This window comes from Alicyclobacillus fodiniaquatilis, assembly GCF_042678105.1.
In the GTDB taxonomy this organism is placed as follows: domain Bacteria; phylum Bacillota; class Bacilli; order Alicyclobacillales; family Alicyclobacillaceae; genus Alicyclobacillus; species Alicyclobacillus fodiniaquatilis.
In genome coordinates this window covers 381,938-395,146 of the sequence record NZ_JBHUCX010000020.1, presented here as the reverse complement: position 1 = coordinate 395,146, position 13,209 = coordinate 381,938, and the positions used below count along the sequence as shown (strand labels likewise).

At 53.8% G+C, this 13,209-nt stretch carries 10 protein-coding genes; 9 read left to right on the top strand and 1 reads right to left on the bottom strand.

The annotated features are described in order from the left end of the window. Positions 1-8 precede the first annotated feature (8 nt). The 5 genes from ACFSB2_RS08180 (at position 9) to pheA (ending at position 8,816) form a co-directional block, all read left to right on the top strand. Entirely contained in the window at positions 9-806 is a 798-nt protein-coding gene (locus ACFSB2_RS08180) for a phosphatidate cytidylyltransferase (RefSeq protein ID WP_377942530.1), read from the top strand. Between the two features lie 127 nt (positions 807-933). Next, entirely contained in the window at positions 934-2,088 is a 1,155-nt protein-coding gene (locus tag ACFSB2_RS08175; RefSeq protein ID WP_377942529.1) for a 1-deoxy-D-xylulose-5-phosphate reductoisomerase, read from the top strand. Positions 2,089-2,092: 4 nt separating this feature from the next. Then, the gene (locus ACFSB2_RS08170) at positions 2,093-3,367 is read left to right on the top strand and encodes a M50 family metallopeptidase (RefSeq protein WP_377942528.1); all 1,275 of its coding nucleotides are present in this window, start codon (positions 2,093-2,095) and stop codon (positions 3,365-3,367) included. A 71-nt stretch (positions 3,368-3,438) separates the two neighbouring features. Then, positions 3,439-7,785 (top strand): PolC-type DNA polymerase III, encoded by a 4,347-nt coding sequence (locus tag ACFSB2_RS08165; RefSeq protein WP_377942527.1) that lies wholly within the window; start codon positions 3,439-3,441, stop codon positions 7,783-7,785. 122 nt (positions 7,786-7,907) lie between these two features. Next, positions 7,908-8,816 (top strand): prephenate dehydratase, encoded by a 909-nt coding sequence (gene pheA, locus ACFSB2_RS08160; RefSeq protein WP_377942526.1) that lies wholly within the window; start codon positions 7,908-7,910, stop codon positions 8,814-8,816. Here the strand turns inward: pheA and typA are convergent. Further along, positions 8,813-10,651 (bottom strand): translational GTPase TypA, encoded by a 1,839-nt coding sequence (gene typA, locus ACFSB2_RS08155; protein WP_377942525.1) that lies wholly within the window; start codon positions 10,649-10,651, stop codon positions 8,813-8,815. The two genes, pheA and typA, sit on opposite strands and share 4 nt — an antisense overlap. A gap of 231 nt (positions 10,652-10,882) precedes the next feature. Here typA and rimP point away from each other — a divergent pair, with 231 nt between their 5' ends. The 4 genes from rimP to ACFSB2_RS08135 all read left to right on the top strand — a co-directional run bounded on the left by rimP (position 10,883) and on the right by ACFSB2_RS08135 (position 13,193). Then, entirely contained in the window at positions 10,883-11,356 is a 474-nt protein-coding gene (gene rimP / locus ACFSB2_RS08150) for a ribosome maturation factor RimP (RefSeq protein WP_377942524.1), read from the top strand. Between the two features lie 62 nt (positions 11,357-11,418). Beyond that, positions 11,419-12,540 carry a transcription termination factor NusA gene (gene nusA / locus ACFSB2_RS08145; protein ID WP_377942523.1) on the top strand — a complete coding sequence of 374 codons (1,122 nt, stop codon included), beginning with the start codon at positions 11,419-11,421 and terminating at the stop codon, positions 12,538-12,540. A gap of 48 nt (positions 12,541-12,588) precedes the next feature. Then, the gene (gene rnpM / locus ACFSB2_RS08140; protein ID WP_377942522.1) at positions 12,589-12,870 is read left to right on the top strand and encodes an RNase P modulator RnpM; all 282 of its coding nucleotides are present in this window, start codon (positions 12,589-12,591) and stop codon (positions 12,868-12,870) included. Next, positions 12,867-13,193, top strand: a complete 327-nt coding sequence (locus tag ACFSB2_RS08135; RefSeq protein ID WP_377942521.1) for a L7Ae/L30e/S12e/Gadd45 family ribosomal protein — start codon at positions 12,867-12,869, stop codon at positions 13,191-13,193. The genes rnpM and ACFSB2_RS08135 overlap by 4 nt, the downstream gene beginning before the upstream one ends. Positions 13,194-13,209 lie beyond the last annotated feature (16 nt).

Sequence of the window (13,209 nt, the reverse complement as noted above, 5' to 3'; positions counted from 1 at the left end):
GTGTCGCGATGCTTAAGCAGCGCGTGATCACAGCCGCCGTCGCCATTTTGGTCGTGCTCGGCGTGTTGTTGTTCGGCAATGCAATTGCTTGGAAATGGGTCGTATGGGTATGCACGAGCGCAGGTTATATCGAATTTGCGACAATGCACCGCTTGCGTTGGTACAGCCCGCTGACCCTGTATGGGATTCTACTTGTCACCTTGTGCGAGTGGTTCCCTCATTTTTTTTATCACCCGTTCGCTCTGTTTCTTGTGATTGCCATTGCCCTTTCCATTGCGGTAATCAGCTTGAATCGAGTGGATGTCCAAACGAGCGCTCTGCAAACCATCGGCGCGCTTTACATTGCCGCAGGCGGATTTGCGCTCGCTCAACTTCGTGCACTGCCGCACGGATGGTTTTGGATATGGTTTTTGATGATTGCGATTTGGATGAGCGATACGTCCGCGTACTTTGTTGGCCGCTTTGTCAAAGGGCCCAAATTATTGCCTGAAATCAGTCCCAAGAAAACAATCAGCGGCGCGGTTGGCGGCATCGTCGGCGCTGCGATTGGCGCGGTGATCTTCGGGTTGATCGCTCAACCGGCCTTGGATTGGTGGACGTGTGCACTCACAGGGGCAGTGATTTCGTTGGCAGGGCAGTTGGGCGATTTGATTGAAAGCGCCTATAAGCGATCCGCTGGTGTCAAAGATTCTGGGAAAATGCTCCCTGGACATGGGGGCATGTTGGATAGGGTGGACAGTCTCTTGTTTGCGGCGCCATTTGCACTGTGGATTGTGCTGCACGGTTTGGGGACTTGGTTTCGATAAAATGAGTTGACCGCCATGTGTGATGTGTTCCGTACCAGCAGAATCGTGAAACGACCAGTCAATCGAGGCATCACGGATAGCGCAGCTAGGGTATCGACTTTATGTTCAATAAGGGAGAAAACACAGCATGCAAACAGTCGCCATTTTAGGGTCAACAGGCGCCATTGGCACACGCGCCCTTGAAGTGGTTGAGGCGCTTGCGGGACAAGTGAAAGTTACTGTTTTAGCGGCAGGGGAGAACACGGAACTGCTCGCTAGGCAGATTTTTCAATTTCAGCCGAGACTCGTGAGTGTCGGCACAGAGGCTGCGGTCAAGGATTTGACTGCGCGGTTAGGTGCGAACGCCCCAGAGATTGTGGTGGGGGATGAAGGGCTCATCGAGGCCGCTACATATCCGACAGACATCGTCCTCAACGCGGTAATGGGTGCGCGCGGGATTCAGCCTGCGCTTGCGGCAGTGAGGCGCGGTGCGCGTCTCGCCTTGGCGAACAAGGAGTGCCTTGTCGCAGCTGGTTCGTTCATCATGGCAGAAGCGCGGCAACATGGGGCGTTGATTGTGCCAGTGGACAGCGAGCACTGCGCGCTCTTTCAATCCATGCTTGCAGGACAGCAGCGCGAGGTCGAACGCTGGATCATCACCGCTTCAGGCGGGCCGTTTCGCACATGGGAGACAGGGCGTCTCGCGACAGCGACGATTGCGGATGCGCTCAACCATCCGAATTGGAACATGGGCAAAAAAATTACGGTGGACAGCGCGACACTGATGAACAAAGGATTAGAAGTGATTGAAGCGCATCATTTGTTTGCGGCGCCATATGATAAGATTGAAGTGCTCGTACATCCACAGAGCATCGTGCATTCGATGGTAGAGTACATCGACGGTTCTGTGATGGCGCAACTTGCTACGCATGACATGCGCTTGCCAATTCAGTATGCGCTGACCTACCCAAATCGTCTTAAGCTTTCCTGGCCACGCCTGAATTTCGCAAATTATGGGCAACTTACTTTTGAACAGCCCGACACAAACAAATTTCCTGCGCTCGATTTGGCGATATCGGCAGGCAAAGCAGGGGGTTATGCGCCGTGTATTTTGAACGCGGCGAATGAAGTTGCCGTTTCAGCCTTTTTAGCCGGGGAAATCACGTTTGTGCGAATTGCGCAAGTTGTGGAGGAGACATTGGCTTATGAATCGGGCGGAGCGCCAAGTTCCGTCGACGATGTCGTAGCGATGGATCGGCAAGCGCGTGAGCGGGCACGAGTCATCTTAATGAAGGGCGGATGAACGGTTGCCTATTGCGAATGATTTGTTGTTTTACGTAAAAGCAGCGATTGCGATTGTGCTTGTATTTGGCGTTTGTATTGCATTGCACGAGTTTGGCCATTTCTATGTCGCAAAACGCGCTGGTGTCGCAGTTCCCGTCTTTTCAATCGGGTTTGGTCCGAAACTTGTCAAGTGGCGTCGCGGTGGAACGGAATATTCCATCCGCTTGTTGCCGCTCGGCGGGTTTGTGCAGATGGCGGGGGAAGCGCCGCAAGAGTCGTGGTTTCCTTTGGGACAAAAAATTGCTTACGAATTGAACGAGTCAGTGGAAATTGTCAAACTGGGAGATCCAAAAGATCTGAAACATGGCTATGTCGGTGTGCTTCGCCGCGCGGATTTGACAGACCGGATGGAGATGGCCATCGAGACAGCCGAAGGGCTGCGCACGTTTCAGGTCAAGCCGTATGCTCAGGTGATGATGAATGCGCGCTCGTCGATGCCCTTGGTGGAAAAGCATGAGCAGGTATTGGGGAAACCGCTGTGGAAACGAGCAGCCATCATCTTGGCTGGGCCAGTGATGAATTTCTTGTTGGCTGCCTTTTTGTTCGCGCTTGTCAACGCCCATTTTGGTGTGGCGACGACGGTCATTGGCCAGATCGAAAAAGGATCTCCGGCGCAAGCTGCCGGTCTTCAAGCTGGAGATCAGATTTTGGCTGTCAATGGCCAACGCATACACGGCTGGAATGACCTGTTGATCTCTGTTCAAGGGGACAAGCCAACGCAAGGGGCTTCGAAACCAAATCCGCTTCAACTGCTCGTCGAGCGTGACGGATCGAACCAGACGTTGACGGTGCAGCCGAAACTGCAAAAAGGCGTGCCGATGCTGGGGATTGACACGGCTTTGAGCCATAATCCGATTCGTGCGACGGGATCTGCGTTTACCATGCTGTACCACGACTCTGCGCTGACTTTGCAGGGGTATAAACAACTGGTCGCGCAGCATCAGTTTCAAGATTTGTCCGGTCCAGTCGGCATTGCGGACGTCATCACCCAGCAGGTTCATTACGGGATATGGAACGTGGTGATGATTGCAGGCGTCATCAGTGTCAATCTCGGATTGTTCAACTTGATTCCAATCCCGGCGCTGGATGGCGGGCGCTTGTTGTTTATGATCATCGAATTGGTGCGTGGGCGCAAAGTGGACCCGCAACGGGAAGGGTTTGTCCATTTTGTCGGTTTTGCAGTCTTGATGCTGTTTGCAGTGGTCATCACTTACCGGGATGTCACACATTTGTTCTAGCGTCACTTGCGGGGTGAGCACGATGCGATTTGCCATCCCGCACTGAACTTGGATTTTGATGGAGGGTTCCCATGAGTACAGCCGAAGCCTTCGTTATGGGTCAGATACAATCATTGGATGGGCGCACTGCTGCACGTGTGCGGGCCGCCCGTGTGCACATCGCTCGACAGCATATCACGGTTCAACTGGAGCCGTGGCTGTCGGGCGATTTTGTCGACGCCGACGAACGCCAAATGGTGCAAGCATGCACTGATTTCTATCGTGCATATCAGCAAATTAAGGCCCAATACGAGGCGAATTTGGCAGATGTTTGCACATGTTCGTTTGAATCTTCGCCTTGCGATTTGTCTAGCGAACAGGTGCGGCAAGCGTGTTTACAGACTTTGATTGAAGGCTATGCCGATGCCGAGCCGATTGCCGGGAGCTGGCTACGGCAAGCGACATTCGAGACAACTTACGATGATGAATGGCGTATCGTCTTTACGCTTGCTTCCCAAGCCATGGTGGACAAGCTTGCGCAAAAAAAGGCGCAAGCCTGGTTTAGGCAAGAGGCCGATACGGTATTTGGCCGTCCACTGCTGGTCGAATTGACGGTGGCCGCAGATGCGGAAAACCAGATGGAGCAGTTGCGCGCTCAGCTGCATGCGAAAGAAGAGGAGCACGTCCAACAGATTCTCGATGAGGAGCGTCAACGCCGTGAAACGCAGGTGAAAGAGACGGCGGTAAGCGGCAAGGATGGAAAAGATAAAGTGCTGCCGCTTACGCTGGGACAGATGTATCCTGAACCTGCGCCGATGCCGATTCGCGAAATTGTGGATGAAATGCGGCGCGCTTGCATCATCGGTCGCGTGTTTCGCCATGAACAGCGCACGCTGCCGAGTGGGAGAACGCTCATTCAGTTCAATCTGACCGATGACTCCGATTCTATTTCAGCCAAGTTGTTTGTGCAGCAGGAAAAAGACCTGGAGGCGCTTGCTACGCTGACGGACGATGTCTGGGTGCGCGTGCAAGGGCAGGTGCAGTTTGACACGTATGCCAAGGAAATTGTGTTCATGGTGCAGGGCATGCGCCCAGAAGCGGTGGCGGTACGCACTGATACGGCGACAGAGAAACGCGTGGAATTACACGCGCATACGGTCATGTCGTCACAGGATGGGGTGGTCAGCGCCAAGGCGCTCGTCGCACGCGCTGCGGCGTGGGGGCATCCGGCCATCGCCATCACGGATCACGGCGGCGTGCAGTCGTTTCCCGAGGCGTATGCGACGGCGAAAAAGAATGATATTCACTTGCTTTTAGGGGTTGAGGCGTATGTCGTCGATGACGGCAGCCCAATCGTCTATCGTGAACGAAACCAACCACTTGAAGAAGACACGACGTATGTCGTATTTGATACTGAAACCACCGGTTTGAATGCGCGGGAGGATACGCTCATCGAGATCGGCGCGGTGAAAGTGCGTGGTGGGGAGATCATAGATACGTTTGCGACTTTGATCAATCCACAGCGCCGTATTTCCGCAAAGATCACGGAAATCACCGGCATTACGGACGAAATGGTCGCTGGGCAGCCATTGATGGAGGATGTGCTGCCAAAATTCAAGGCGTTTGTCGATGGGGCCATCATGGTCGCGCACAACGCGGAATTTGACGTAGGCTTCCTCAGTCAATGCAGCGAGCGGGTTGGCCTCCCTGCCTGGACGGAGCCGGTGATTGACACGCTGGCGCTCGCGCGTGCGCTGTATCCTGGCGAGAAAAATTATCGCTTAAAAACGCTGACAAAAAAGTTTGACGTGGAACTGGTCAACCATCACCGGGCGCTTGCTGATACAGAGGCAACTGCAAAAGTGATGCTCAAAATGTTGGAAACTTGTCGATCCCATGAATTGACCAAGCTGGAGGACTTGAACCAGTTGCAGGGTCAAGTGGACATCGGGCGCATCCGCCCCTTTCATGCCACCATCCTGGTGCGCAACCAAGAGGGCTTGAAGAATTTGTACAAGTTGGTTTCATTGGCGCACACGGAGTATCTCTTTCGCGTGCCGCGCATTCCCAAGAGCGTGCTGAACCAGCATCGGGAAGGGCTGCTCATCGGCACAGCATGCCATCAAGGTGAGCTCATCGAAGCCTTTTTAAGAGGGAAATCGGAAGAGGAAATTGAGAGCGTCTGCGAATTTTACGATTATCTCGAAATTCAACCGCCGAGTCACTACGAACCGCTGATTCGCGATGAGATCATTCCTTCGCTGGAGCATGTGCGGGATACGTTGCGCCAAATCGTCGCCATGGGCAAGCGCATGGATAAACCGGTGGTCGCGACGGGGGATGTCCATTATCTCGAAGAGAATCACAAGATCTACCGCGAGATTTTCCTCAAGTCGCAAAAACTGGACACGCATCAACCGCCGCTGTATTTCCGCACGACGGATGAGATGCTGGCGGAATTCGCGTTTCTCGGCGAGGACAGAGTGGCCGTGGTCGTGAACAATGCTCAGCAGATTGCGTCGATGTGCGGGGATGTCAAGCCGATTCCCGACGAGTTGTTTACGCCAGTCATTGAAGGCGCCGAGGATGAAATTCGTTCGATGTCCTACGCGAAGGCCACGTCCATTTATGGCAGTCCGTTGCCGGACATTGTGGAGAAACGCTTGGAAAAAGAGTTGAACTCGATCATTTCTAATGGATTCTCGGTTATCTATCTGATTGCGCACAAACTGGTGACCAAATCCTTGATGGACGGTTATCTGGTCGGTAGCCGTGGATCAGTCGGATCTTCGTTGGTCGCGACGATGACGGACATCACCGAGGTCAATCCGCTGGCGCCGCACTATGTTTGCCCAAACTGTCAATATCATGAGTTCTTCCTCAACGGGGAGTATGGTTCAGGGTTTGATTTGCCCGAGAAAAAATGTCCGAACTGCGATCACGACTTGCACAAGGATGGCCAGGATATCCCTTTTGAAACCTTCCTCGGCTTTGAGGGAGACAAGGTGCCGGATATCGACTTGAACTTCTCGGGTGAATACCAGCCGCGGGCCCACCGCTATACGGAGGAGCTGTTCGGCAAGGATTACGTGTTCCGGGCGGGCACCATTTCTGTCGTGGCGGAAAAAACGGCCTACGGTTACGTGCGCAAGTACGCCGATGAAAAAGGAATTATGCTGCGCAACGCCGAGATCGACCGACTTGTTCAGGGCTGTACGGGTGTCAAACGGACAACGGGTCAGCATCCAGGCGGCCAGGTCGTCGTGCCTAACCATGTCTCTATCTATGATTTTACGCCGATTCAGTATCCGGCCGATGACAAGAATGCAGGGACGTATACAACCCACTTTGACTACCACTCGGGTCTCGAAAACTGTTTGTTGAAACTCGACATTCTCGGCCATGACGATCCGACGGTGATTCGCATGCTGCAGGATTTGACCGGCGTGGATCCGAAGACCATTCCGCTCGATGATCCCGAGGTGTTGGCGCTGTTTCGCGGCACAGAGCCATTGAACGTCAAGCCGGAGGACATTCGCTCTGTCACAGGCACCTATGCCATTCCGGAATTTGGGACGCGCTTCGTCCGCCAGATGTTGGAGGATACGCGCCCGACCACGTTTTCCGAGTTGGTCCGCATTTCCGGTTTGTCGCATGGGACGGACGTCTGGCTCAACAACGCGCAAGCATTGATTCGCAGCAATGTCGCGACATTGTCCGAAGTGATTTGCGCCCGCGACGACATCATGGTCTATCTGATCCACAAAGGGCTGGATCCATCTCGGGCGTTTAAAATCATGGAGTCCATTCGCAAAGGGAAAGGTGTCAAACCGGAAGACGAAGCGTATATGCTGGAACACAATGTGCCGGATTGGTATATCGAGTCAGGCAAGAAAATCAAATATATGTTTCCGAAGGCGCACGCGGCGGCATACGTGCTGATGGCAGTGCGGATTGCCTGGTTCAAGATTCATCATCCCTTGGCGTTTTACGCCACTTATTTCAGCGTGCGCGCCGATGACTTTGAAATCGAATTGATGACCCAAGGGCAGGCGGCGATTCGCAAAAAAATTGAGGAGATTGAAGAGAAAGGGAACGCCGCATTGCCCAAGGAAAAGAGCTTGCTGACCGTGCTTGAAGTGGCCCTGGAAATGGTTGCACGTGGTTTCCGTTTTCTCTCTGTCGATCTCTATCGTTCCCATGCGACTCGTTTTATCATTGACGAGGAAGTGAACGGGTTGATTCCGCCGTTTGCGGCCATTTCCGGCGTCGGTGAGACGGCGGCGAAAAACCTGTACGATGCGGCGCAAAGTGGCACGTTCTTGTCGCTGGAGGACTTGCAGGAACGCGCGCGCGCATCACGTACTGTCATTGACATACTCGTGCAATTGGGCTGTGTCGAAGGGTTGCCGGAGACGAATCAACTCTCGCTGTTCTAGTTTTCGGCTATACTGTCTAGTAGCGATCCCGTTGACACACAGCGGCTTCGTCGTTTGGCGGAGCCGCATGTGTTCTGCAACGAGCATAAAGGCAAATGGTTGCACTTTTGGAGGGGGAAACTTTGCAGATTTACTATTTGGGCCCAGAGGGTACTTTCAGTCATCAGGCGGCTGAAACATGTGCTGCGAGTTGGCGAGCGGAGCAGTTGACAGCGTGTCCCACCATCGTGGATGCGATTACACGGATGTTCGATGACAAGACAGGGAATTCGCTTGCATGCGTGCCGATTGAAAACAGCATCGACGGCTCTGTCACGCAAACCTGGGATACGGTCATGCGCAGCATCGCGGTGGAGCGCGTAGAGGAAAACCTGGTTCCGGCCCGTATCCTGTCTGCGTTCAATTTTCCCATTCACCAGTATTTGCATTATCTTGAACATACCGATTTTTCCGCCGTGGAAACAGTGTACTCACATCCGAAAGCGCTCGCGCAGTGTCAAGTGAATTTGGGCAAGCGTTTTCCTAAGGCCCAACTGGTTTCTGTCAACAGCACGGCTGAAGCGGCGCGGATGGTGGCAAACGCGAACGACAAGCGCTGTGTGGCCATTGCCAGTCAGCAAGCTGGTGAGCGTTTTGGCTTGTTGCGCCATCCAGAACCAATGGAAGATCAAGCAGGAAATGTCACTCGCTTTGCGATGATTGGCCGACAAGAAATGCCCGGCATTCAGTCTTTCGCGGTTGTTTCTGAACGGGTTGTCTCCTTGTGCCTGCGTGGTGTGGGGCATCAGCCAGGAGGATTGGTCGGCACGTTAGCGCCGATTGCCGAAGCTGGTTTTAACCTGACGCGCGTGGAATCACGGCCGGTGGGCAATCAATTTGGCATCTACGTCTTCTATCTCGATGTGACCATCACAGCCAACGATGAGCGCGCCGAGCGCGCATTCAACCAAGTGGTTGAAGAACTGCGGCAACGTCAAGTCGACGTCGTCTTGCTCGGCGCGTACCCCGTTTATGATGCAAGTGGCGTTTAACCTTCCACTTGCATCTTTCTTTTTTGCGCTTTTTCCCGTTCCGATTTGTTCAGCACCCGTTTGCGCAGACGAACCGAAGTCGGCGTCACTTCGCACAGCTCATCGTCTTCGATATAGGTCATCGACTCTTCCAGCGACATGTTACGCGCGCCTTTTAAGCGCACGGTTTCGTCCTTGGTCGCCGATCTGACGTTTGACTGGTGCTTTGCTTTGGTGACGTTGACGGTCAAATCGTTCTCCCGCGTGTGTTCACCCACAATCATGCCTTCGTACACCGCTGTGCCTGGTGTGACGAACATGATGCCCCGGTCTTCGAGATTGTGCAGGCTGTATGCCGTGGCGTCGCCTGCATCCATCGACACAAGCACGCCTTGACGCCTTGTCGTCACAGCGCCACGCCATGGACCGTATTCGTGGAAACGATGGTGCATCGTGCCATAGCCTTTGGTCAGCGTCAAAAATTCGGTGCGAAAGCCAATCAACCCGCGCGTCGGCACATGGAACACGAGCCGCGTCATATCACCATGTTCAGCAGGTTGCAGTGAGACCATCTCGCCTTTGCGTAGTCCCAGCGCTTCGATGACTGAGCCGACGGCGTCAGACGGCACATCAGAGACAAACTCCTCAATCGGCTCTTGGCGTTCGCCGTTTTCTTCGCGAATGATGACGTGTGGCTTGGACACTTGCAACTCATAGCCTTCTCTGCGCATCGTTTCAATCAGGATGGACAGATGCAACTCACCACGGCTGGCCACCAAAAAGACATCGGCGTCCGCTGTCTCGGTCACGCGGAGGCTGACATCGGATTCCAATTCCTGCATCAGACGCTCCCGCAGTTTGCGCGAGGTGACATGTGTGCCTTCGTTGCCAGCAAAAGGGCTGTCGTTGACCATGAAGGTCATTTCCAGTGTTGGTTCGTCAATGCGCAACAGCGGCAATGCCTCTGGACAATTGACGTCGCTGACCGTCTCACCGACCATGATGTCAGGAATGCCCGCCACGGCCACGATGTCGCCAGCAGATGCCGTCTCCACTTCGATTCGGCGCAATCCTTGGTGGGCGAACAATTTTTGCACCCGTTTTTGCACGACGGTGCCATCCCGTTGAATGACAGCCACGGCTTCACCTTGCTTGAGCAAACCGCGCACAATGCGGCCAACGCCGATACGACCCAAATATTCGTTGTAATCCAGCATGGTGACCTGCCATTGAAGCGGCCCATCCGGATCTACGTCCGGCGCTGGAATATGCTCGATGATGGCATCGAACAACGGTTGCATATTTTCGCCCTGCACGGCCAAATCGGCCGTTGAGGTGCCCATGATGGCGGACGTGTAGACGACCGGGAATTCCAGTTGATCTTCGTTTGCGCCGAGATCGATAAACAAATCGAGCACTTCGTCGATCACTTCGGTTGGCCGCGCGTTTTCGCGGTCCATTTTGTTGACGACGACAACGGGCACCAGTCCGGCGCTGAGCGCTTTTTCCAGCACGAAGCGCGTTTGGGGCATGACGCCTTCGAACGCGTCTACGACGAGCAGGACGCCGTCAACCATTTTGACGATGCGTTCCACCTCGCCGCTGAAATCAGCGTGGCCCGGTGTGTCCACGAGATTGATGCGGTAGTCTTTATAAGGAATTGTAGTGGTCTTTGCTAAAATCGTAATGCCGCGCTCGCGCTCCAGGTCGTTCGAGTCCATGGCCCGTTCGTGCAGTTGCTCGTTTTCGCGGAACAAGCCGGATTGGCGAAGCAACTGGTCGACAAGACTGGTTTTCCCGTGGTCGACGTGGGCGACAATGGCGACATTGCGCATTTGATTGATGTCGGTGTGCATAGGAACCTCCTCTAAGTAGATGGCAAATACATAAGATGCCGCTAAAACGATAGCACGATAGCAATGACTTGACAATCAATGTAGTATTTGCAGGGAATTTGTGTCGATGCTATAATAAACCCGTTAGGCTTCGTATACCGTGTACGGACAAGAGTGGGTCAATCCCACTCTTTGATTTATGAACGGCACTTTTTGGCATACGAGGTGGTAAACAGTCAAGGAGGATGTTGTGTGGCAAAGGAACGTGTGACAGATATTGTGGAGCGAATCGCGCTTCCAATCGCGGCGTCTGAAAATGTCGAGCTCGTCGACATCGAATACAAAAAGGAGGGTGCCGACTGGTATCTTCGCGTATTCATCGATAAGCAAGGTGGCGTCGACATCGACGATTGCAGTCGAGTCAGTGAGCAGCTTTCAGACCAGTTGGATATCGTGGATCCGATTCCGAACGCCTATTTCCTTGAAGTCTCCTCACCTGGCGCCGAACGGCCGCTCAAGAAACCGGCGGATTTTTCAAGAGTGATTGGCGAATATGTACACGTTTCGCTGTATGAACCCCTCGAAGGGCAGAAAGCTTTCGAAGGGGTTTTGCGCAACTATGACGAATCTGGCGCTTTGCTGGAGGTGCGTGTCAAGACGCGCACGAAACAGGTTTTGGTGCCACTTGAAAAGATCGCGCACGCTCGACTTGCGGTTGATTTGTGAACATTTGGCCGCAGTGATCGAAAATAATTTGACTATATTCGGAAAGGGGGAGGTTCCCTTCCATGAATGTTGACTTTTTAGAAGCGCTGGAGCAGTTGGCACGTGAAAAAGGGATCGATAAAGAAGTCCTGCTCGAAGCAATTGAGGCTGCTCTCATCTCTGGTTATAAACGCAATTTCAACTCGGCCGCGAATGTGCGCGTAGACATGCATCGCGATACGGGGGTTGTCCGTGTTTTTGCACGAAAAAATGTTGTGGAGGAGCCGACGGACACGCGGTTGGAAATTTCGCTCGACGCTGCGCGGGACATGAATCCGAACTACCAAGCGGGCGATGTGGTCGAGATAGAGGTCACACCGCGCGATTTTGGCCGGATTGCGGCACAGACCGCCAAACAAGTGGTCACACAGCGGATTCGCGAAGCGGAGCGCTCGGTGATTTACGGCAAGTTCGTCGACAGGGAAGAGGAAGTTGTCAGTGGCATCATCCAACGGCTTGATTCGCGGGTTGCTTACGTGGATTTGGGCGAAACAGAGGCGATTTTGCCGCAATCTGAACAGATGCCCACGGACACACTGCGCATGGGCGATAGGCTGAAGGTGTTCATCGCCCGCGTCGAGCGTACAACCAAGGGGCCGCAAATTGTCGTCTCGCGGAGTCATCCAGGTTTGCTTAAACGACTGTTTGAGCTTGAGGTGCCGGAAATTTATGAAGGCGTCGTCGAAATCAAGGCGGTTTCGCGGGAAGCTGGCTATCGCTCCAAAATTGCAGTGCACTCGCGCAATCCCGAAGTGGATCCGATTGGCGCCTGTGTCGGCACGCGCGGTGTTCGCGTACAATCGGTTGTGGGCGAACTGAATGGGGAAAAGGTCGATATCGTCGAATGGAGCGAGGACCCCGCAACTTTCGTGTCCAACGCGCTGTCGCCGGCCAAAGTGGTCGACGTGCAGATTGACGAGGAAGAAAAAGTGGCGCGGACCGTCGTTCCAGATTATCAGTTGTCACTGGCCATTGGCAAAGAAGGGCAAAATGCGCGACTTGCCGCCAGGTTGACCGGCTGGAAAATCGATATCAAAAGCGAATCGCAAGTCAAAGGTTCTGGCTTATTTAGCGATTTAGAAGATGTGACGGAAGAAGAGGACGATTTCGGAACACTTTCGGAGGACTGGCTGAACGAACCGTAAAGATTTGCAGGATGTGCAGACCACGTAGACAGACGAGGAGGGTTGTGTATGGACAAGGTGCGAAAGGTACCCCTTCGCAAATGTGTCGGCTGTCAGACGATGCGACCGAAGAAGGAACTGATACGGGTGGTTCACACGCCATCGTCAGAAGTGTTGATTGATCCGACAGGAAAGCAAAATGGTCGTGGCGCTTATCTGTGTCCAGATGAAAACTGTTTGAAAATAGCGCAAAAACGTCGTTCGCTGGAACGCGCCTTGAAGTTCGGCATCCCCGAGGATGTTTACGCGGCGCTTGCACAGCAGTTGAAGGCGGCGGTGAAGCCGTCATGACGACACTCAACGCGCACAGTCGCGAGCGGATCATCGGTCTCTTGGGCCTGGCTCGCAGGGCGAGGAAGCTCGTGGACGGCCAAGGACGCATCATCGAGGCCATCACCTCGGGCGAGGCGAAATTGATTGTCCTGTCGGAGGATGCAGGTGCCAACGGCAGCAAGAAGCTGCGCGATAAGTCGGCATCATATGAGGTGCCAGTCGTGACGTTTTCCAGCAAGGAGGTCCTCGGCAAAGCGATTGGCCGCGAATCAGTGGCTGCCATCGCGATTGTCGATGAAGGACTGGCTGCAAAATTACTTGAACGGTTCGGTGAACTTTAACGGGGGTGGAGCGTTT

Coding starts and splice junctions, on each gene's coding strand:
- typA (WP_377942525.1), bottom strand. CDS start 10,651: ATGCACACCGACATCAATCAAATGCGCAATGTCGCCATTGTCGCCCAC.
- nusA (WP_377942523.1), top strand. CDS start 11,419: ATGAATGTTGACTTTTTAGAAGCGCTGGAGCAGTTGGCACGTGAAAAA.
- ACFSB2_RS08135 (WP_377942521.1), top strand. CDS start 12,867: ATGACGACACTCAACGCGCACAGTCGCGAGCGGATCATCGGTCTCTTG.
- rnpM (WP_377942522.1), top strand. CDS start 12,589: ATGGACAAGGTGCGAAAGGTACCCCTTCGCAAATGTGTCGGCTGTCAG.
- ACFSB2_RS08165 (WP_377942527.1), top strand. CDS start 3,439: ATGAGTACAGCCGAAGCCTTCGTTATGGGTCAGATACAATCATTGGAT.
- ACFSB2_RS08180 (WP_377942530.1), top strand. CDS start 9: ATGCTTAAGCAGCGCGTGATCACAGCCGCCGTCGCCATTTTGGTCGTG.
- ACFSB2_RS08175 (WP_377942529.1), top strand. CDS start 934: ATGCAAACAGTCGCCATTTTAGGGTCAACAGGCGCCATTGGCACACGC.